We start from the raw sequence: 19,436 nt of genomic DNA, 5'->3' as shown, positions 1-19,436 counted from the left end.
CGGTTGCCAGATCGCGGCTTACGCCCCTTTCGCCGGAGCAGAAAGTGCAAGATCGCGAAGGCGCGGGGGCGCGGGCGGGGGCGCCCGTCAGACCAGGCAGTTGACGATTTCGGCTACTGAGCGGCGGCGGCCGGTGTAGAAAGGGACCTCTTCGCGGACGTGCCGGCGGGCGCCGGAGGCGCGCAGGTCCCGCATGAGGTCGACGATCCGGTGGAGTTCGTCGGCCTCGAAGGCGAGCATCCACTCGTAGTCGCCGAGCGCGAACGAGGCGACGGTGTTGGCCCGCACGTCCGGGTAGCCGCGGGCCATCTTGCCGTGCTCGGCCAGCATCTCGCGTCGCTCGGCGTCGGGCAGCAGGTACCACTCATAGGAGCGGACGAACGGGTACACGCAGATGTAGGGGCGAGCCTCCTCACCGGCCAGGAACGCCGGAATGTGGCTCTTGTTGAACTCCGCCGGCCGGTGCAGCGCCATCTGCGACCACACCGGGGTGAGCGCCCGGCCCAGCGTGGTGCGGCGGAACCGCAGGTAGGCGTCCTGAAGCGCGTCGGGGGACGCGGAGTGCCACCAGATCATCACGTCCGCGTCGGCGCGCAGCCCGGAGACGTCGTACACGCCCCGGACCACCACGTCCTTACCGGCCAGCTCGTCGAAGAGGGACACCACCTCGCCGGTGACGTTGTCCCGCAGCGACGGCAGCGGGGAGCTGGCCCGGAACACCGACCACATGGTGTAGCGGATGCTGTCGTTCAGCTCCCGCAACCGGGCCGCGTTGGTCTGCTCGGTCATCTCGCCGATCCTCCCAGTGCTGTGATGATCTCTTCGGCCGCCGTCTCGCCGGAGCGGACGCAGACCGGGATGCCGACGCCGTCGTAGCCGGCGCCGGCGAGGACCAGTGTGGGGTGCGCGGCCCGCAGCGCCGCCCGCGCGGCGCCGAGCCGGTCGGCGTGCCCCGGCGCGTACTGCGGCAGCGCGCCGCCCCACCGCTGCACGTGCCCGTCGACCGGGGCGGGCAGCGAGGTGCCGAGCACCGCAGACAACTCCCGGTGCACGGTGGCCGCCAGGTCCGCGTCGGGGCGCTGGAGATGCGCCTCCTCGCCGTACCGGCCCACCGAGGCGCGTACCACTGCCAGCCCGTCCGGCTGGCGCAGGTGCCCCCACTTGGTGGTGAAGAAGGTCGCCGCCTTGATCAGCAGGCCCTCGGTGCTCGGCACCAGGAAGCCGGACAGCTCGGGTAGTCGCGGCTGCGGCAACGCCACGGTGACCAGCGCGACGCTCGCGTAGTCCAGCGCGCCGACACCCGCCGCCACCGTCGGCGCGGGGCCGGCGAGCAGCCGCGCCGCCGGACGCGCCGGCACGGCCAGCACCACAGCGTCCACGTCGACCAGTTCACTGTCGCGGGTCGGGCCGACGGTGAGCCGCCAACCCGTGTCGGTCGCTGTCAGCTCGCGCACTGCGGCGTCCCGCCGTACCGTCGCGCCGCTGGCCGTCACGGCGGCCTCGACCAGGGTGCTGAGCCCACCGGCGAGGGTGCCGAAGACCGGGGCGCCGGGCACGCGCGGCGCGGCGGCCTGCGCGGCCCGGACCGCACCGACCAGGGTGTGCTCCACCCGGGCCGTGCGGGCCAGCGCCGGCATCGTCGTGACCAGGGAAAGATCGTCGGCGCGGCCCGCGTACACGCCGCCCAGCATCGGGTCGACCAGCCGCTCGACCACCTCGTCGCCGAAACGGGACCGGACCAGCGCGCCCACCGAGACGTCAGCGTCCGGCCCGACCAGCGGCCGACCGCCGTCGGTGTCGGCGTCCGCGGCCGGGCGGGCGACAGTGGCCACCCGATCCAGATCCCCGGGTACGCCCACCAGGGTGCCGCCCGGGATGGGGCGCAGCCCTCCGTCGATGACCAGCGCGGCCTGCCCCACAGTGGGGTGCACGATCTTCTCGGCCAGCCCGAGCCGGCGGGCGAGGGCCACCGCCGCGCTCTCGGCGCCGGTCGGGTCGCGCATCAGGAAAGACTCCGCGCCGAACTCCACCGGCTGACCGGCCAGCTCCCCGGTGCGCAGCTTGCCGCCCAGCGCGCCGGACTGCTCGTACACCGTGATCTCGGTGCCGGCGGGTGCACGGTCGCGCAGGCGGACCGCGGCGGCCAGCCCGGCGATCCCGCCGCCGACCACCGCCACCCGCCAGGGCCGCCGCATCCCGGTCAGCCCTGGTCGGCTCGGCGGCTGGACAGCTCGTGCACCAGCGCGACCACCCGGGTCAGCACCTCCGGGTCGGTCTCCGGCATGACCCCGTGGCCGAGGTTGAACACGTGCCCGGGGGCCGCCCGGCCCTGCTCCAGGATGCGGCGCACCTCGGCCTCCACCACCGGCCACGGCGCGAGCAGCACGCACGGGTCCAGGTTGCCCTGCACCGCCTTGTCCGCGCCGATCCGGCCGGTGGCCACGTCCAGCGGCGTACGCCAGTCGACGCCGACCACGTCGGCCCCGGCCTCGCCCATCGCGCCGAGCAGCTCGGCGGTGCCCACCCCGAAGTGGATCCGGGGCACCCCGGCGTCGCTCAGCCCGCTCAGCACTGTGGTCGAGTGCGGCAGCACGAAACGGCGGTAGTCGGCCTCGGAGAGCGCGCCGGCCCACGAGTCGAACAGCTGCACGGCGGAGACGCCGGCCTCGATCTGCACCCGCAGGAAGGCAAGCGTCACGTCGGCCAGCCGGGCGCACAGCGCGTGCCACAGCTCCGGGTCGCCGTACATCAGGGCCTTGGTCTTCGCGTGGGTGCGCGACGGCCCACCCTCGACCAGATAACTGGCCAGCGTGAACGGCGCACCGGCGAAACCGATCAGCGGGGTGTCGCCGAGCTCGACCACCAACTGCCGGACGGCCTCGTCGACGTACGAGACGTCGTCGCGGGTGATCCGGCGGATGCGCTCCACGTCGGCGGCGGTGCGGATCGGCTCGGCGACCACCGGGCCGGTGCCTGGCACGATGTCCAGGTCGATCCCGGCGGCGGCGACGGGCACCACGATGTCGCTGAACAGGATCGCCGCGTCCACGCCGTGGCGGCGCACCGGCTGGAGGGTGATCTCGGTGACCAGCTCCGGGCGCCGGCAGGACTCCAGCATCGGCACGCTCGCCCGGATCTCCCGGTACTCCGGGAGGGAGCGGCCGGCCTGGCGCATGAACCAGACCGGGGTGTGCGGGACGGGCCGACGTCGGCAGGCCCGAATGAAGGCCGAGTCGGCCGGTCCGCCGGGGCGGGATTCTCCGTCTCGGGCGACAGTGCCCGTGGTGTCCGTGGTCATCGCCGCAATCGTGCCACGCCCACCACCGGAAACCGGGTGGGGGTGAGAGGAAGGGCACCGTTCCTTACGCCCGGTGCCCTTCACGAGCGTCGGCGCGCCGTCGAAGCGGGCGACGAACGGCGGCATAGGCTGCCGACATGGCCCCCCCGATCGCGCTCCCGGAGACGTTCGCCCGCGCGGTCGCCGGGCTGCGGTCGGCCGCCCCCCGGCCGGAGATCACCCTGGAGGAGGTCGGCGCCCCCCAGCGGTTGGCCCCGTACGCGTTCGCGCTCGCCGCGACAGTGCTGCGCGACGACGACGAGGTGGCGACCGGTCGGCTGATCCTGCTGCACAACCCGGTCGGGCACGAGGCGTGGCAGGGCACCCTGCGGCTGGTCACCTACGTGACAGCCGAGTTGGAGGTCGATCTGGCCGCCGACCCGCTGCTGCCCGGGGTCGGCTGGACGTGGCTGACCGACGCGTTGGACGCCCAGGACGCCGGCCACCGGGCGATCGGCGGAACGGTGACACAGACCATGTCGACCCGGTTCGGCGATCTCGCCGGGCCACCGACCATCGGTGACATCGAGATTCGCGCGTCCTGGACGCCGGTCGACGACGACCTGACCCCGCACCTGCTCGGCTGGTGCGCCCTGCTCGCCTCCACCGCCGGGCTCCCCCCACCGGGCGTCACAGCCCTCGCCGACCGCCGCCCGGCCGGCGCAGCCTGACGTTCGGCCCTCGGGAGGACATCTTGCGGACACCTGATCGACACACGCCGGACCGGCTGCACCCGCCGGATCTCCGCGCGCACTAGGGTTGGCAGGTGACCGACGAACCACCCCTGCGCCGTCGGCCCACCGAAGAACTTCCGGGAAACGCACCCCAGCACCCGCCGTCGGCCCAGCCGCAGCCGGCGGGCGAGGGGGCTGACCCGGCCGACGGTGGGCCCGTTCCGCTGATCGCCCCGCGTGACGGCACCCCCGATCCGGTGGCCGCCCCGGCCGAGCTTGCCGAGGTCGTGGCCCGCTTCGCGGCGGGCACCGGCCCGGTCGCGCTGGACGCCGAACGGGCCTCCGGCTACCGCTACAGCCAACGGGCCTACCTCGTTCAACTTCGCCGGGCCGGTGCGGGCACGGCGCTGATCGACCCGCTGCCACTGCCCGACCTCAGCGCGCTGGACGCGGTGATCGGTGAGGCCGAGTGGGTCCTCCACGCGGCCAGCCAGGACCTGCCCTGCCTGGCCGAGGTGGGGTTGCGTCCACGCCGACTGTTCGACACCGAGCTGGCAGCTCGGCTGGCCGGGTTCGAACGCGTCGGGCTGGCCGCGCTCACCGAGCAGCTGCTCGGGTTCACCCTGGAGAAGCACCACTCGGCGGCCGACTGGTCGAGCCGACCGCTGCCCGAGTCGTGGTTGACGTACGCCGCCCTCGACGTGGAGCTGCTCACCGACCTGCGCGACGCGCTGGACGCCGAGTTGACCCGGCAGGGCAAGTCGGCCTGGGCCGCGGAGGAGTTCGCCGCGCTGGTCCGCACCGGGGCACGCCCACCCCGGGTTCGGGCGGAGCCGTGGCGGCGCACCTCGGGCATCCACCGGCTGCGGGGGGCGCGGGCGCAGGCCCGGGTCCGCTCGATGTGGTACGCCCGGGACCAGATCGCGTCCCGGCGCGACGCCGCTCCCGGTCGGGTGCTGCCCGACTCGGCGATCATCGCCGCGGCCGAGCTGGACCCGAAGGACGAGAAGACCCTGCTGACCCTGCCCGGCTTCGGCGGTCGGTCGGTCCGTCGGCTGGCCCGCACCTGGCTCGCCGCGCTCGACGACGCCCGGCAGCTACCGGAGGATTCCCTGCCGGTCTCGCCGGCCGTGGAGGGCCCGCCCCCACCACACCGATGGGCCGAGCGGGACCCGGTGGCGGCCGGTCGGCTGGCCCGCTGCCGGGAGGTCGTGATCCGCATCGCCGGCGAGCACAACCTGCCGCCGGAAAACCTGATCACTCCGGATTCGGTCCGCCGGCTGGCCTGGACCCCGCCGGAGGAGATCACCGAGGAGTCGGTGGCGGAGACCCTGCGCGGCCTCAACGCCCGCGAGTGGCAGATCGGCCTCCTCATCTCCGACCTGACCGAAGCCCTGACCCCAAAAACCCCAACCCCCTAACCCCGCCCCGCCCCGCCCCGCCCCGCCCCGCCCCGCCCCGCCCGTTGATCATGAAGTTATTGCCAGGACACGCCGATGCCGATGGCAACAACTTCATGATCAACGGGGCGTTGGCGCGCGCCGATGTGGGGTGGGCCACAGCGGGGGGTCGGGACGGGGTTGGTTACTGACGAGTAGCATTCGGGGCAACGTGCCCCTCGGCTAGGAGGCTCAAGTGCCCCGTGAAGTTCGCGACGTCGTCTTCGTCGACGGCGTCCGTACCCCGTTCGGCAAGGCGGGTGGCATGTACGCCAACACCCGCGCCGACGACCTGGTGATCCGCTGCATCCGGGAACTGCTGCGTCGTAACCCGCAGCTGCCCCCGGAGCGCGTCGAGGAGGTCGCCATCGCGGCCACCACCCAGATCGGCGACCAGGGCCTCACCATCGGCCGCACCGCCGCCCTGCTGGCCGGGCTGCCCAAGACCGTTCCCGGCTTCGCCATCGACCGGATGTGCGCGGGGGCGATGACAGCGGTCACCACCGTGGCCAGCGGCATCGCCATGGGCGCGTACGACATCGCCATCGCCGGTGGCGTCGAGCACATGGGCCGCCACCCGATGGGTGAGGGCGTCGACCCCAACCCGCGCATCATCGCGGAGAAGCTGGTCGACCCGTCCGCGCTGGTGATGGGCTCCACCGCGGAGAACCTGCACGACCTGGTCCCGCACATCACCAAGGCACGCACCGACGCGTTCGCGCTCGCCTCGCAGCAGAAGACCGCCAAGGCGTACGCCAACGGCAAGCTCCAGGACGACCTGGTGCCGATGTCGATCCGCGACGCCGAGGGCGGCTGGGGCCTGGCCACCGTGGACGAGGCCCCGCGGGACACCTCGCTGGAGAAGCTCGCCACCCTGAAGACCCCGTTCCGCCCGCACGGCAAGGTCACCGCGGGCAACGCGGCCGGCCTGAACGACGGCGCCACCGCGAGCCTGCTGGCCGACGAGGCCACCGCCCGCGAGCTGGGTCTGCCGGTCGCCATGCGGCTGGTGTCGTTCGGCTTCGTCGGAGTCGAGCCGGAGGTGATGGGCGTCGGCCCGATCCCGTCGACGGAGAAGGCGCTGCGCCTCGCCGGGCTCAGCATCGACGACATCGGCCTGTTCGAGCTGAACGAGGCCTTCGCCGTGCAGGTGCTCGCCTTCCTCGACCACTTCGGCATCGCCGACGACGACGCGCGGGTCAACCCGTGGGGCGGTGCGATCGCCATCGGTCACCCTCTCGCGTCCTCCGGCGTACGGCTGATGACGCAGCTGGCCCGCCAGTTCGCCGAGCACCCCGAGGTCCGCTACGGCCTCACGGCGATGTGCATCGGCATCGGCATGGGCGGCACTGTCATCTGGGAGAACCCGCACTGGGAGGGTGGCAACAAGTGAAGGCACCGAACGAGGTCGTCACCCGGGCGCTGCTGCGCCAGGTGAACGTGCCGGGGCTGGACCGGCCCGCCGCCCTGATCACGCTGGACAACGGCTTCGATCACACCAAGCCGAACACCTTCGGCCCTGGTGGGTTGGCCAGCCTGGACGAGGCGATCAGCGCCGCGCTCGCCGCCGACCCGGCGTTCATCGCGGTCACCGGCAAGCCGTACATCTTCTGCGTGGGCGCGGACATCGTCGGCCTGCCGCAGCTCGCCGACCGCGCGCAGGCGCTGGAGATCGGCCGGCTCGGCCACCGGGTCTTCGCCCGGCTCAAGGACAGCACCGTTCCCACCTTCGCGTTCGTCAACGGCGCGGCGATGGGCGGTGGCCTGGAGCTGGCGCTGCACTGCCACTACCGGACGCTCTCCGGGGGCGCGGCGGCCCTCGCGCTGCCCGAGGTGTCCCTCGGTCTGGTGCCGGGCTGGGGCGGCACCCAGCTGCTGCCGAACCTGATCGGCATCCCCGCCGCGACCCAGGTGATCATCCAGAACCCGCTGATGCAGAACAAGATGCTCAAGCCCAAGCAGGCCGCCGAGCTGGGCATCGCGGACGTCCTGTTGGAGCCGGCGGACTTCCTGGAGCGGTCCCTGGAGTGGGCTGCCGGCGTGGTCCGCGGTCAGGTCACAGTGACCCGACCCGAGGTCGACAAGGACATGTGGGCGGGCGTGCTCTACTTCGCCCGGGAGACGCTGAACCAGCGGCTGCACGGCGCGGTCCCGGCCGCGTACAAGGCGCTCGACCTGCTGGAGACGGCGAAGGACGGCGACTTCGCCGCCGGCACCGCCGCCGAGGACGAGGCCCTCGCGGACCTGGTCTTCTCCGAGGAGTTGCGCAGCGGCCTGTACGCGTTCGACCTGGTGCAGCGGCGGGCCAAGCGCCCGGCCGGCGCACCGGACAAGGGCCTGGCTCGCACGATCACGAAGGTCGGCATCGTCGGCGCGGGTCTGATGGCCAGCCAGCTGGCGCTGCTGTTCGCCCGCCGCCTCCAGGTGCCGGTGGTGATGACCGACCTCGACCAGTCCCGGGTGGACAAGGGCGTCGGTTACGTGCACACCCAGATCGAGAAGGCCGTCACCAAGGGCCGGATGGACAAGGGCACCGCCGCCAAGCTGTACGGCCTGGTCAGCGGCACTGTCGACAAGAGCGCGTTCGCCGACGCCGACTTCGTCATCGAGGCCGTCTTCGAGGACCTGGGCGTCAAGAAGCAGGTCTGGGCCGAGTTGGAGAAGGTCGTCTCTCCGGAGGCGGTGCTCGCCACCAACACCAGCTCGCTGTCGATCACCGAGATGGCCGCCGAGTTGGAGCACCCGGAGCGGGTGGTCGGCTTCCACTTCTTCAACCCGGTGGCGGTGCTGCCGCTGTTGGAGATCGTCCGGGGCGAGCGCACCGACGACGTCACCCTGGCCACCGCGTTCGCTGTGGGTAAGCAGCTCAAGAAGTCGAGCGTGCTGGTCAAGGACGCTCCGGCGTTCGTGGTGAACCGGCTGCTCACCCGCTTCCTGGGCACCGTCTTCGCCGCCGTCGACGCCGGCACCCCGCTGGACGTGGCGAACAGCGCACTGGACCCGCTGGGCCTGCCGATGCGTCCGCTCGCTCTGCTCCAGTTGGTCGGGCCGGCCGTCGCGTACCACGTGGGCGGCACCCTGCACGCCGCGTACCCGGACCGGTTCGGGGTCAGCGAGAACCTCAAGCGGATCGCCGACTCCGGTCAGCCGATCGTGGTCGATGACGAGGTCAACGAGGAGGTCGCCAAGCTGCTCGTGGTGGGTGACCAGCCGTTGACCGCCGAGCAGGTGCGCCAGAACGCCCTCGACGCGCTCGCGCAGGAGATCCGGCTGATGCTGGACGAGGGCGTGGTCGCCGAGGCGCAGGACATCGACCTGTGCATGATCCTGGGCGCCGGCTGGCCGTTCCACCTGGGCGGTGTCACGCCGTACCTGGACCGGACCGGCACCTCCGAGCGGGTCACCGGCCAGCGGTTCCTGCCGCCCGGCGCGGCGAGCCTGCCCGCCTGACAGATCGCAGCACCACGGTCGCGGTGGTCGGATCGTCCCTATCGGACGGACCGGCCACCGCGACCGTTTGTGGTCAGACGATCGCGGGATGCGGGTTTCCGCGGGGACGGCGGCGGGCATCGCGGCGGGTTAGGATCACGCGTTTCGCAACCCCATCTTGGAGCTGACTGATGTCTCAGCCGCCGGCCAATCCCTACGGCCCGCCGCACGATTCCCCCGACCCGTCGCAGCAGCCGGGCCAGCAGCCTGGCGGGTGGCCGCCGCCGCAGCAGCAGGGACAGCCGCAGCAGCCCGGTGGTTACCCGCCCGCGCAGCCGGGTCAGCCGTACGCGCAGCAGGGCTTCCCGCCCGCGCAGCCCGGTTTCCCGCCGGCCCAGCCTGGCTTCCCACACGCGCAGCCGGGTCAGCCGTACGGTGACCCGAACCTGGCCGGCGGTCCTCCCCCGGCGAAGAAGTCGAACGTCGGCAAGATCGTGCTGATCGTGTTGGCAGTGGTGCTGGTGCTCTGCGTCGGCGGCGCGGCGATCATCTGGGCCGTCGCCAAGGGGCCGGTGAACGAAGCGCTGGACGCCAGCAAGACCCGGGTGGTCGCGCCGACCACCCTCGCCGGCCGGCCGAAGCTCACCAACCCGGAGCTCCTGACGGCCGCTGAGCAGGCGGTCGCCGGGATGAAGACGGCGGCGGGAAACGAGACGAGCACTGTCGCCGCCTTCTACGGCGACCCGACCAAGCAGGACCTCGTCATGATCGCGGGCGTGTCCGGGCTGCTGTCGGACCCGAAGAAGGAGCTGGACGCCTATGTGGACGGCCTGTCCAAGCAGCTGACGGTGGACACGATGACGGCCGTCGACGCCGGCCCGCTCGGCGGTGAGGCGCGTTGCGGCGACGGCAAGGCCGAGACCGTGCCGCTGGGCATCTGCGTCTGGGCCGACCGGGGCAGCCTGGGCATGGTGGTGATGTACTTCAAGTCCGCCGACCAGGCGAAGGCCGAGTTCACCGCGATCCGGGGCCAGGTCGAGCAGCAGTCCTGATCCGTACGCGACCGGGGCCCCGGCCACCTTCAGGTGGCCGGGGCCCCGATTGCTTCTCCTGAGGCACGCCAACCGACCGGCGGTGGCACGTCAGCGCACTCCCCGCGGCCGCCAATACTTTGCCCTTGCGCTAAGTATCATCTCCCGAAATACTTAGCCGCATGGCACAGTATTCGGCGCAGCTCGACGGCGTGTTCGTCGCCCTCGCCGACCCGACCCGGCGCTGGGTCATCCGACGCCTCGGCCACGGTCCGACAAGCGTCGGCGACCTCGCCCGCGAACTTCCGATGACCCTCCCCTCGTTCATGAAGCACGTGCGGACGCTCGAGTCGAACGGGCTGATCCACACGACCAAGTCCGGCCGGGTGCGCACCTGCGTGCTCAACCGCGAGCGCCTCGCTGTCGTCGACGACTGGCTCGCGGAGCAGCGCAGGGTCTGGGAAGAGCGCACGGATCGCCTGGAACGCCTCGTCACCGATCAGCAGGAGAACCAGCAATGAATCCCGACCTGGACCTGACCATGGCGCGGGTCATCCGCGCCCCCCGCGCCACCGTGTGGGCCGCCTGGACCGACCCGTCCCGCTTCGAGAAGTGGTGGATACCGGCACCGGCACTGTGCCGCGTCGACCGCTTGGACGTCCGGCCCGGTGGCGCACTCGTGACCCGACTGAGCGACGACGGGGTGGAGTTCGTCCCGCACCTCGACGCGTGCTTCCTCGTCGTCGACGACCTCGAACGGATCGTGTTCACCAACGTGATCGACAGCGCCTGGCGGCCCGCGAACCCCACCCCGGTCCCGATGACGGCGGAGATCACCATGAAGGAGCATCCGGACGGCACCGACTACCGGATCATCGTCCGCCACGGTGATCCCGCCGCTCGTGACCTTCACGAGAAGATCGGCTTCGCGGACGGCTGGGGCTCGGTCACCGAACAACTCGCCGGGCTCGCCGAGAGCCAGGAGGCGCTGTGAAGATCGTCCTTACCGAGTTCGTCACTCTCGACGGCGTCAGCCAGGGGCCCGGCTCGCCGACCGAGGACACGAGCGGCGGCTTCACCCTGGGCGGCTGGCTCGTGCCCTACCTGGACGAGGTCTTCGTCCGCCGCACCTCGCAGTGGTTGGGTCTCGCCGACGGTCTGCTGCTCGGACGGCGGACCTACGAGGCGTTCGCTCGCGACTGGCCGCAGATCACCGACCCGAACGATCCGTTCACCGAACGGATGAACTCACTGCCGAAGTACGTCGTGACCAACACCCTGGCGGAGGGTGGTTGGCACCCGACGACAGTGCTCCACGGCGACCCGATCCACAGCGTCGGGGAGCTCAGGGCGCAGCCAGGACGGGAGCTCCAGATTCACGGAAGCGCACGACTTGGCAAGGCTCTGTTGTCCGCTGGCCTCGTCGACACACTCCGACTCGTCGTGGCCCCCACCGTGGCCGGCTCCGGGCGGCGGCTGCTCGACCACCCGAACGCGCCCGTCGGCCTCCGACTGGTTCACCACGAAGCGACGGAGAAGGGCCTGCTCCTGCTCGAGTACGAGCATGTCGGCGCCGCCCCGACGGCGCAGTACGAAGGCGCGACAGCCTTCGTCTAGTCACCGCGACACGGCCCGGCCACCGCCTGGATCTCGCGATCAGGCCCCGCCCCGACAGCGGGAAGCCGGGGCACCGGCCACGCGAAGGTGGCTGGTGCCCCGGTGCCGTACGTCGACCATCAGGCCGGTTCGGCAACCTCCGACGTGGCGAGCGCCGCTGCCGCTGCCCGCGCCGCCGCCGCTGCCGCCCGTTCGTCGGCGTTGCCGAGCACGCAGAACTCGTTGCCCTCGGGGTCGGCGAGCACCACCCAACCTCCACCGGTCGGGCTGACATGGTCGGCGACGAGCGTCGCGCCGATGCCGAGTAGTCGCTCGACCTCCTCGGCCCGGGTCCGGTCGGCGGGTTGCAGGTCCAGGTGCAGCCGGTTCTTCACTGTCTTGCCCTCGGGCACCTCGATGAACAGCACCTCCGGGCCACCCGGGGGCAGAAGCATCGCCTCCGGGTCGCCCGGGAAGTCGTCGGGCTGCCGGGGGCAGTCGAAGACCTGCGACCAGAAGCCGGCGAGGGCGTACGTGTCGTGACAGTCGATGCTGATGTTGTGGATCGTCGAACTCACAGTGGTCCTCCACGGTGGTGACGTGGTGCGGCCCGTGTACCCGGCGCACCACGCAGGAACTGGTTCCCCTTCGAGTGGGCGATCAGCGCCCGACCCGTGCGGGGGCGCTCCGCCTCCGGGACGTCAGCCGACGCTGACCCGGGGCGCGGAGCCGAGACTGGTGGACATCGACGCACCCCCTTCCCTGTCGAGCTGACGACGTGATCGTGCCATCGGCCGAGCGAGGTGCGCAACCCCGATCAGCTGGCGGCGGACACCGTCGCGGGCGCCACCGGGGCGTCCGACGACGGGAGGGTGACAGTGACCTCCAGGCCCCCGCCGGGCTGCGCGACCACCCGTACGGTGCCGCCGTGCGCGGTGCAGACCGCCCGGACGATGGACAGCCCCAGGCCGGAGCCACGGGCACCGGTGCGTTCCCGGCCACCACGGCGGAACGGCTCGAACAGTCCCGGCACGTCGGCCTGGTCCACCTCGAAACCGGTGTTCCCCACCACCAGCCAGGACTGGTCACCGTCGGTGCCGGTACGCACCCAGAGCCGCCCGTGCAGGTGGTTGTAGCGGACCGCGTTCTCGATCAGGTTTCCGGCCAACCGGTCGAGCAGCCCCGGATCGCCGACGACCGGCGCGGACTCCAGCGACGTCTGCACCCGCAGGCCGATCCGTTCCACCTCGCGGCGCATCGCCGACAGTGCGTTGGCGGTGCCCGCGGCGAGGTCACACTCGGTACGCCGGCCGAGCTGCCGTCCGGCCTGCGCCTCGCTGCGGGCCAGCACCAGCAGCGCGTCCACCAGGCCGTTGGCCCGCTCGGAGGCGTCGCGGACCACTGTCGCCATCCGTCGGTACTCGGCGGTGTCCGCGTCGTCGTCGCTGAGCGTCACGTCGATCTCCGTACGCATCACCGCCAGCGGGGTACGTAGCTCGTGCGAGGCGTTCGCCACGAAACGCTTCTGGGCCTCGAAGGCGGACGCGATCCGATCCAGCATCGCGTCGAACGTCTTGGCCAGCTCGGCCACCTCGTCGTCGGCGCCCGAGTAGCCGATCCGCTGGTCCAGGGTCGCCTCACCCAGCCGCTGGGCGGTCGCCGTGACCTGGTGCAGTGGGCGCAGCGCCCGACCGGCCACCGCGTACGCGCCGGCCACCCCGACCACGCTGATCGCCAGCAGCGCGACCAGGCCCTTGGCCAGCAGTTCCCCGGAGGCGGCATCGACCAACTGCCGCTGCCACTCGGCGGCGTCCATCCGCCGGCCGTCGGAGAGCAGCACGATCGTGCCGGGCACCAACTCGTCGGTGGGTCGCAACGCGTCGCGGACCAGCAGCCAGGCCAGCAACACCAGGATCGCTCCGGCCCCGACCAGCAGCACCCCGTTGAGCAGGGTCAGCCGCAACCGCAGAGTGGGTCGCAGCCGGCGGCTCACGCGCTCACCTCGGCGGTGCGGTAGCCCGCACCGACCACCGTCTCGATCAACGGCGGGTCGCCGAGCTTCTTGCGTAGCGTCATCACGGTGACCCGGACGATGGTGGTGAACGGATCGGTGTTCGCGTCCCAGACCCGTTCCAGCAGCTCCTCGCTGGAGACCACCGCGCCACGCGCCCTGAGAAGTTCGCTGAGCACGCCGAACTCCTTGTTGGTGAGGTCCACCGGCACCCCGCCGCGGGTGGCCACCCGGCGGGCCGGGTCGAGCACCAGGTCGGCCAGTTCGAGCACCGGAGGCGCGGCCGGGGTCGCCCGCCGGCCCAGCGCCTGCACCCGGGCGACCAGCTCGTCGAAGGCGAACGGTTTGGGCAGGTAGTCGTCAGCGCCGAGCTGCAAGCCCTCCACCCGGTCGGCCACCGTGCCGCTGGCGGTGAGCATCAGCACCCGGGTCAACGCGCCGGAGGACGCCAGGTCGGCGCAGATCTGGTCGCCGTGCACACCCGGCAGGTCACGGTCGAGCACCACCACGTCGTACCGGGTGACGAACGCCGCCTCGTGGCCGGCGTCGCCGTCGTACGCCACGTCGACAGCCATGCCCCGCTTGCGCAACCCCCGCGCGATCGCGTCGGCGAGGTTGCGCTCGTCCTCGACCACCAGTACCCGCATCCCGGCCTCCTCGCTGCTGACCACCGACAACCTAGTGCCGGCGGGCAACCATCGTCCCTCGCCGTCCGCGCCGGCCGGCGTTGCGGGCCACCGCGGCGTACGCGATGCTGGCCGGCGGTATCGAGCGACGGACGGACTGGCATGACCACTGCGGCACCACCCACCCGGCGGGACATCGCCTACCGGGCCTTCCACCTGCCGGCCGACCTGACCAGCGGCAGCGGCGACGGCCTGCTCGCCGGCGGTCGAGGGCTCATCCTCGACGGCGTCGCCGAACGGGGCACCTGGACGTCGCCGCCGGTACCTGTCGGCTTCGCCGTCGCCGAGGTGGTGCCGTCCTGGACGGCGGACACCCCCGACGGCTGCTGGATCGAGGTCGACCTGCGCGGCTGGCACGACGACGCGCCCAGCACCGACTGGTACCGGCTGGCCCGCTGGGCCGCCGGCGACGACACCGTACGGCGCACCTCGCTGCCCGGACAGCGTGACAGTGCCGCCCGGGTCGACACCGACACCCTGATCGTGACCGGAGCGACGGTCACCGGTTGGCAGACGCGGGTGACCTTGTGCCGGCCCGCCGGCAACCCGACCGGGCCGGTGCTGCGCAGCATCGGCGCTGTCGCCACCGGCCCCGCGACGGTCGACCAGGGGTACGCGGGGGAACCCGTCTCGTCCGCCGCCTGGGGCCGGGTGCTGGAGGTGCCCCGCTACTCGCAGCGGCTGCACGCCGGCCAGTACCCGCAGTGGGGTGGTGGCGGTGACTCCTGGTGCAGCCCCACCTGCACCTCGATGGTGCTCGCCTACTGGGGCGCCGAGCCGACGCCGGACCGCTACGCCTGGGTGGAGCCGTCCGGCCCGCGTCCGGTGGTGGTACACGCCGCCCGGCACTGCTACGACCACGCGTACGCCGGGGCCGGCAACTGGCCGTTCAACACCGCGTACGCCGGTCTGCACGGGGTGGACGCGTTCGTCACCCGGCTGCGGTCGCTGGTCGAGGCGGAGGAGTTCGTCGCCGCCGGCATCCCCCTGATCGTCTCCGCCGCGTTCCGGGCCGACGAGGTGCCGGGGCTCGAGTACGACACCGGTGGGCACCTGATGGTCCTGGTCGGCTTCAGCGCCGACGGCGACCCGGTGCTCAACGACCCGTACGCCCCGGACGACGACGCGGTCCGTCGCACAGTGCCCCGGCAGGCGTTCGAGGCGGTCTGGCAACGCGGCAGCGGTGGGGTGGCGTACGTGCTGCGACCCGCGTCGGTGCCGCTGCCCCCGCCACCCGCCCAGGCCAACTGGTGATCAGTCGGTCAGTCTCCAGAGCTGGTACCCGCCGGCCGCACTGCACACCAGGTAGCCGGTGATCGCCTGACACTCCCCGGTGGCGTCGGGCAGCACGTCCACGATGCGCACCTCTCCGGCGCCGACGTCCAACTCACCGACGAGCACTCCTGCGTCGGGGTGCCGCCGTATGCCGACCAACCGGCCGCCGGGACCGAGTTGGTACAGCTCCCACCGGCCCAGGTCCGCCACCTGCTGGCCGGTCAGCGCATCGAGCACGATGTACTGCTCCAGCGGACCGATTCCGCTGATGTTGGCCATCAGCCGGCCGCCGGTCGGCCAGGCCCACCCCCACTGGGTGCTGCTCCAGCGCACCTCGCCGGTTGCCGGGTCGAGCGCCTGCAGCTCGTTGTTGCCGGTGCGCACACACAGGACGGGGCCGCAGTCCAGCGCGAAGTCGACATGGAGCCTGGCGCGGGTCCAGCGGGCGTCAAGCTGGTCCAGCCCGTACGCGGTGACGGTGCCCGAGCCTCTGTCGATGGCCAGCAGCAGGTCCTTCGTCAGGTCCAGGCCGATCCGACCACCGTCGGGCGGGCGCAGGTCGGCGCGGGCCAGCACCGCGCCGGTGATCGCGTCGCGTACCTCGACCGGCCCGTCCGCCTCGCTGAGCACCACCCGGTCCACCCCGCGCTCGGTGCCCCGCACAGTCGTCTCGGCGCTGGCGCCGGAGAGCTGCCATCGCACGGTGCCGCAGCACGGATCGACCGCGCGCAGAGTGGACGGTAAGGTCTCGCCGCCGCTACGCAGCAGCACGTTGCCGTCGGTCAGCTTGGAGACGGTGCCCGGCTGCTGCCACCGGTACGCCCCGGTCGCCCGGTCCAGCGCGACGGTGATTGTGTCCCGACCGTCCGGGCCGATCTCGTAGCCGGTGGCCAGCAGCATCCCGGCCAGTGGGGTCATCCCCCAGTACCTGGCCTCCGCCGACAGCGGCGCCTGCCAGACCGGCTCGCCGCCGGGTAACCGATAGGCGGACACCCGCGTCCGTCGGGTCGTGGTGGTGGTCGGCTCCAGGACCAGGAGGAGGTCACCGTCGACCATGACGTCGGACCCGGACCGGACCGGCAGCGTCACCGGGGCCGGCCGGGATGGTGTGACGACAGAGCCGGCGAGCGTGACAAGAGCGAGCACCACGACCAGCGCCAAGCGCAGCGGACGACCATGAGCGCGGGGCGGGCGGGGCACCGGGTCCGGGTCCGGGTCGTGCCGCAGCTCACCGAGGTCGATCACCGGCCCGGTCATCGCGTCAACCGCCACAGCGCGGTGGTGCCGTCGAGGCGCTGGCAGAGCAGGACCGGCAGGGACGCCTGGCAGCTGCCGGCGATACCCGGCAGCACGTCGACGATCCGCGTCCGACCGGCCACCAGGTCCAGTTCGGCGACGACCATCCGACCGTCGTCACTTCGCCGCACACCGACCAGCGGATCGTCCGGCCCCAGCACCGGCATCAGACTCCACACGCCCAGTTCGGTTCGTACCTGCCCGGTGGCCGCGTCCCGCACCGCGTACCCCTGGCCGGGCCTGGCCATCAGCAGCCGACCGTACCGGACGTCGGCCAGGACGTCCTGGCCCGGTTCCGACCATTGCACCGAGCCGGTGGCCGGGTCGAGCACCTGGAGGCCGCCGGTCTGCGGCGCCGCGCAGAGCAGACCGGCGCATTCGAGCACATGCGACACCAACGTCACCTCCGCCGTCCACCGTGGCTCCAACTCGGCCAGCCCGAAGCTCACCAGCCGGGTGCTGCCCGGCGGAACGAGCAGCAGCAGGTCGTCGACGATCTGCACCCGCTGGTACGCCGACCGGTCACCGGACAGCGTGTCGATGCTGCGCAGCAGCTGGCCGGTGTCGGCGTCGTGCACCTGCACCTCGCCGGTCGGTTGCAGGAGCACGAACCGGTCGACCTGCCCCTCGGACGTGAGGTGGTAGGTGGGGCTGGCGGCCGGCGGGAGCGGCACCGACCAGAGCACCAGGCCGTTGTCGGGCTCGACCCCGCTCATCGCGCCCGACCCGTCCTCCCGGCCATTGGTCACCAGCAGGCCACCGCCGGGGGTCGGCTGGGGAGCACCGGGATGCTGCCAGCGTTGCCGGCCCGTCGCGCTGTCGAAGGCGGTGGTCTGGAACCGCCGGTTCGGGGCGTTGACCGCCAGCGCCAGCACCAGACCCCGTTCGACCCGGACCTCGAGGTAGTTGGCCGTGCGGGCCAGCGGCGCCTGCCACCGCCGCCGCACCCCGACGCCGGTCGGTGCCGGCTGGGCGTACGCGGTCAGGTACCGCTCCCCGTCGGGTGCCGGCGGATCGACCACGTAGACCCCGTCCCCGGCCAGATACGCGGTGGCCATCCGCGACCCCGGCACCACGCTCACCGTGCGCTGCGTCGGCGGCGCGGCACCGGCCAGCATCACCAGGCTGAGAAGCAACACAGTCGCGCTGCGCAGCGGGCGATCGACGGCGCGCGGGCGGCGAACCGGAGGTGCCGACGTGGGCTCGTCGCTGATCTCGCCCAGCTCGATGATCGACAACGACCGTCCTTCCGTCACCAGGTAAGGCTGGCCGACGAGTCACCGTCCGGCAAACCGACCGTCAGCGCACCGGCCCGGCAAAAGTGACGGAACCCCGCCTGTACGATGGCGCGTCGTGGCTGTGCCGGTGGTAGACCCTTCGCTGATTCCCGTGACCGACGCCGACCCGGTCGAGGCCGAGTCGACACGGCGGCCTCGACGCCGTCCGGCCCGAGCCGACCTGTTGGCCCTCGGAGCCTATGTGCTGCTGGGCGTCTTCGTCTGCCTCAACTACTGGGGTGACGTCAACGGCCGGGTCTCCTCGCACCTGCCCACCGACCACAGTTGGTTCGAGTGGCTGTTCGCGCACGGCGAGTACTCGGTGCGGCACCTGGAGAACCCGCTGTTCACGGCCCGTCAGAACGCCCCGGACGGGGTGAACATGATGGCCAACACCTCGCTGCTCGGGGTGACCCTGCCGCTGGCCCCGCTGACCATGCTGCTCGGCCCCCAGGTGATGTACGCCGTCTACCTGGGCGCGGCGCTGGCCGCCACCGCCGGCACCGGGTACTGGATGCTCTCCCGCCACCTGGTGCGCTCCCGGGCGGCGGCGTTCGTCGGCGGCGCGTTCCTCGGCTTCGCGCCGGGAATCATCCACCACGCCAACGGCCAACCGAACTTCGTCTCCAACTTCCTGCTCCCGCTGATCGTGGTGCGGGTGCTGACCCTGGGTGAGCCGGGCCGGTGGCGACGCAACGGCCTCGTGCTCGGTGCGCTGGTGGCGTACCAGATCTTCATCAACGAGGAGATGCTGCTGCTCACCGCGCTGGCCTGCCTGGTCATCGTGCTGGCGTACGCCGTGCAGCGGCCGCGCGCCACCCGGGCCGCCGCCGGCACCTTCCTGGCTGGACTCGGCGTCGCCGGCGGGCTGGCGCTGGTGCTCACCGCGTACCCGATCTGGTTCCAGTTCAACGGCCCGCAGTCCTACCGGGGCCTGCAGGGTGGCGTGTTCCACAACTGGGGCGAGGACCTGGTCGCCTTCGTCACGTTCGCCAGGGACACCTGGGCCGGTGACCCGGCAGTGGAGAAGACGATCGGTCTGACCGAGCAGAACACCTGGTTCGGTTGGCCGCTGGTGCTGCTCTCGGTGGTGGCTCTGGTGCTGCTCGTACGCCGCTCGCTGGCCGCCCGGATCGCCGCGGTGCTCATCGTGGTGTTCAGCGTGGCCGCGATCGGGCCGTTCGTGCGCTTCAACGGTGTGGAGACCGGCGTGCGCGGCCCGTGGTCGTACGTGTCGGACGACCTGCCGCTGGTCGAGATGATGATGCCGACCCGGTTGACGCTGGTGGTCGCGGCCGCGGTGGGCGTACTGCTCGCGTTGACCTGGGACGCCGCGCACCGCCAGGGGCGCGCGGTGGCCGACCGGCCGCGGGTGCCGGCCCAGC

18 protein-coding genes are annotated in these 19,436 nt (G+C 72.2%); 10 read left to right on the top strand and 8 right to left on the bottom strand.

Annotated elements, in window-relative coordinates; genetic code table 11:
- Positions 1–87 precede the first annotated feature (87 nt).
- The 3 genes from hemQ to hemE are packed head-to-tail and all read right to left on the bottom strand — an operon-like array spanning position 88 to position 3,298.
- The gene (gene hemQ / locus ABZ749_RS00090) at positions 88–789 is read right to left on the bottom strand and encodes a hydrogen peroxide-dependent heme synthase (RefSeq protein ID WP_196921722.1); all 702 of its coding nucleotides are present in this window, start codon (positions 787–789) and stop codon (positions 88–90) included.
- Positions 786–2,195: a protoporphyrinogen oxidase gene (gene hemG, locus ABZ749_RS00085; RefSeq protein ID WP_357220970.1), complete on the bottom strand. Its 1,410-nt coding sequence runs from the start codon at positions 2,193–2,195 to the stop codon at positions 786–788. Before hemG ends, hemQ begins: the two co-directional genes overlap by 4 nt.
- Before the next feature lie 5 nt (positions 2,196–2,200).
- On the bottom strand, positions 2,201–3,298 hold the full coding sequence (hemE, locus tag ABZ749_RS00080; protein ID WP_357220967.1) for a uroporphyrinogen decarboxylase: 1,098 nt from the start codon (positions 3,296–3,298) through the stop codon (positions 2,201–2,203).
- A 137-nt stretch (positions 3,299–3,435) separates the two neighbouring features.
- On the opposite strand from hemE, the gene ABZ749_RS00075 reads away from it, so the two are divergent.
- From ABZ749_RS00075 to ABZ749_RS00040, 8 genes are all read left to right on the top strand, one after another.
- Entirely contained in the window at positions 3,436–4,008 is a 573-nt protein-coding gene (locus ABZ749_RS00075) for a DUF3000 domain-containing protein (RefSeq protein WP_357207090.1), read from the top strand.
- Between the two features lie 95 nt (positions 4,009–4,103).
- The gene (locus ABZ749_RS00070; RefSeq protein WP_357220963.1) at positions 4,104–5,432 is read left to right on the top strand and encodes a ribonuclease D; all 1,329 of its coding nucleotides are present in this window, start codon (positions 4,104–4,106) and stop codon (positions 5,430–5,432) included.
- Between the two features lie 214 nt (positions 5,433–5,646).
- Positions 5,647–6,843, top strand: coding sequence for a thiolase family protein (locus ABZ749_RS00065; RefSeq protein ID WP_091400648.1), 1,197 nt, complete (start codon positions 5,647–5,649; stop codon positions 6,841–6,843).
- A complete protein-coding gene (locus tag ABZ749_RS00060; protein WP_357220960.1) occupies positions 6,840–8,900 on the top strand; it encodes a 3-hydroxyacyl-CoA dehydrogenase NAD-binding domain-containing protein in 2,061 nt (686 codons plus the stop codon). Before ABZ749_RS00065 ends, ABZ749_RS00060 begins: the two co-directional genes overlap by 4 nt.
- Before the next feature lie 170 nt (positions 8,901–9,070).
- Positions 9,071–9,931 carry a hypothetical protein gene (locus tag ABZ749_RS00055; protein WP_357220957.1) on the top strand — a complete coding sequence of 287 codons (861 nt, stop codon included), beginning with the start codon at positions 9,071–9,073 and terminating at the stop codon, positions 9,929–9,931.
- Between the two features lie 161 nt (positions 9,932–10,092).
- A complete protein-coding gene (locus ABZ749_RS00050) occupies positions 10,093–10,431 on the top strand; it encodes a metalloregulator ArsR/SmtB family transcription factor (protein WP_357220954.1) in 339 nt (112 codons plus the stop codon).
- Positions 10,428–10,904 (top strand): SRPBCC domain-containing protein, encoded by a 477-nt coding sequence (locus ABZ749_RS00045; protein ID WP_357220951.1) that lies wholly within the window; start codon positions 10,428–10,430, stop codon positions 10,902–10,904. Before ABZ749_RS00050 ends, ABZ749_RS00045 begins: the two co-directional genes overlap by 4 nt.
- A complete protein-coding gene (locus tag ABZ749_RS00040) occupies positions 10,901–11,527 on the top strand; it encodes a dihydrofolate reductase family protein (protein ID WP_357220948.1) in 627 nt (208 codons plus the stop codon). Before ABZ749_RS00045 ends, ABZ749_RS00040 begins: the two co-directional genes overlap by 4 nt.
- Positions 11,528–11,646: 119 nt before the next feature.
- On the opposite strand, the gene ABZ749_RS00035 is transcribed toward ABZ749_RS00040, so the two are convergent.
- From ABZ749_RS00035 to ABZ749_RS00025, 3 genes are all read right to left on the bottom strand, one after another.
- Complete coding sequence (locus ABZ749_RS00035) at positions 11,647–12,084, bottom strand: VOC family protein (RefSeq protein WP_357220945.1); 438 nt, start codon at positions 12,082–12,084, stop codon at positions 11,647–11,649.
- Positions 12,085–12,323: 239 nt separating this feature from the next.
- A complete protein-coding gene (locus tag ABZ749_RS00030) occupies positions 12,324–13,499 on the bottom strand; it encodes a HAMP domain-containing sensor histidine kinase (protein WP_357220942.1) in 1,176 nt (391 codons plus the stop codon).
- Positions 13,496–14,164 carry a response regulator transcription factor gene (locus ABZ749_RS00025; protein WP_357220939.1) on the bottom strand — a complete coding sequence of 223 codons (669 nt, stop codon included), beginning with the start codon at positions 14,162–14,164 and terminating at the stop codon, positions 13,496–13,498. The genes ABZ749_RS00030 and ABZ749_RS00025 overlap by 4 nt, the downstream gene beginning before the upstream one ends.
- A 141-nt stretch (positions 14,165–14,305) precedes the next feature.
- On the opposite strand from ABZ749_RS00025, the gene ABZ749_RS00020 reads away from it, so the two are divergent.
- Entirely contained in the window at positions 14,306–15,457 is a 1,152-nt protein-coding gene (locus ABZ749_RS00020; protein WP_357220936.1) for a peptidase C39 family protein, read from the top strand.
- Here the strand turns inward: ABZ749_RS00020 and ABZ749_RS00015 are convergent, their stop codons facing one another.
- Complete coding sequence (locus tag ABZ749_RS00015) at positions 15,458–16,735, bottom strand: PQQ-binding-like beta-propeller repeat protein (protein ID WP_357220933.1); 1,278 nt, start codon at positions 16,733–16,735, stop codon at positions 15,458–15,460.
- The gene (locus ABZ749_RS00010; protein WP_357220929.1) at positions 16,732–18,030 is read right to left on the bottom strand and encodes a PQQ-binding-like beta-propeller repeat protein; all 1,299 of its coding nucleotides are present in this window, start codon (positions 18,028–18,030) and stop codon (positions 16,732–16,734) included. The genes ABZ749_RS00015 and ABZ749_RS00010 overlap by 4 nt, the downstream gene beginning before the upstream one ends.
- Positions 18,031–18,139: 109 nt before the next feature.
- On the opposite strand from ABZ749_RS00010, the gene ABZ749_RS00005 reads away from it, so the two are divergent.
- On the top strand, positions 18,140–19,436 hold a 1,297-nt coding region (locus ABZ749_RS00005; protein WP_357221031.1), incomplete at its 3' end, for a hypothetical protein.

Source organism: Micromonospora sp. NPDC047753, from assembly GCF_040642735.1.
Lineage (GTDB): Bacteria > Actinomycetota > Actinomycetes > Mycobacteriales > Micromonosporaceae > Micromonospora.
This window is presented reverse-complemented; position numbering and strand designations above follow the sequence as displayed.

Coding starts and splice junctions, on each gene's coding strand:
- hemQ (WP_196921722.1), bottom strand. CDS start 789: ATGACCGAGCAGACCAACGCGGCCCGGTTGCGGGAGCTGAACGACAGC.
- hemG (WP_357220970.1), bottom strand. CDS start 2,195: ATGCGGCGGCCCTGGCGGGTGGCGGTGGTCGGCGGCGGGATCGCCGGG.
- hemE (WP_357220967.1), bottom strand. CDS start 3,298: ATGACCACGGACACCACGGGCACTGTCGCCCGAGACGGAGAATCCCGC.
- ABZ749_RS00075 (WP_357207090.1), top strand. CDS start 3,436: ATGGCCCCCCCGATCGCGCTCCCGGAGACGTTCGCCCGCGCGGTCGCC.
- ABZ749_RS00055 (WP_357220957.1), top strand. CDS start 9,071: ATGTCTCAGCCGCCGGCCAATCCCTACGGCCCGCCGCACGATTCCCCC.
- ABZ749_RS00050 (WP_357220954.1), top strand. CDS start 10,093: ATGGCACAGTATTCGGCGCAGCTCGACGGCGTGTTCGTCGCCCTCGCC.
- ABZ749_RS00045 (WP_357220951.1), top strand. CDS start 10,428: ATGAATCCCGACCTGGACCTGACCATGGCGCGGGTCATCCGCGCCCCC.
- ABZ749_RS00025 (WP_357220939.1), bottom strand. CDS start 14,164: ATGCGGGTACTGGTGGTCGAGGACGAGCGCAACCTCGCCGACGCGATC.
- ABZ749_RS00020 (WP_357220936.1), top strand. CDS start 14,306: ATGACCACTGCGGCACCACCCACCCGGCGGGACATCGCCTACCGGGCC.
- ABZ749_RS00015 (WP_357220933.1), bottom strand. CDS start 16,735: ATGACCGGGCCGGTGATCGACCTCGGTGAGCTGCGGCACGACCCGGAC.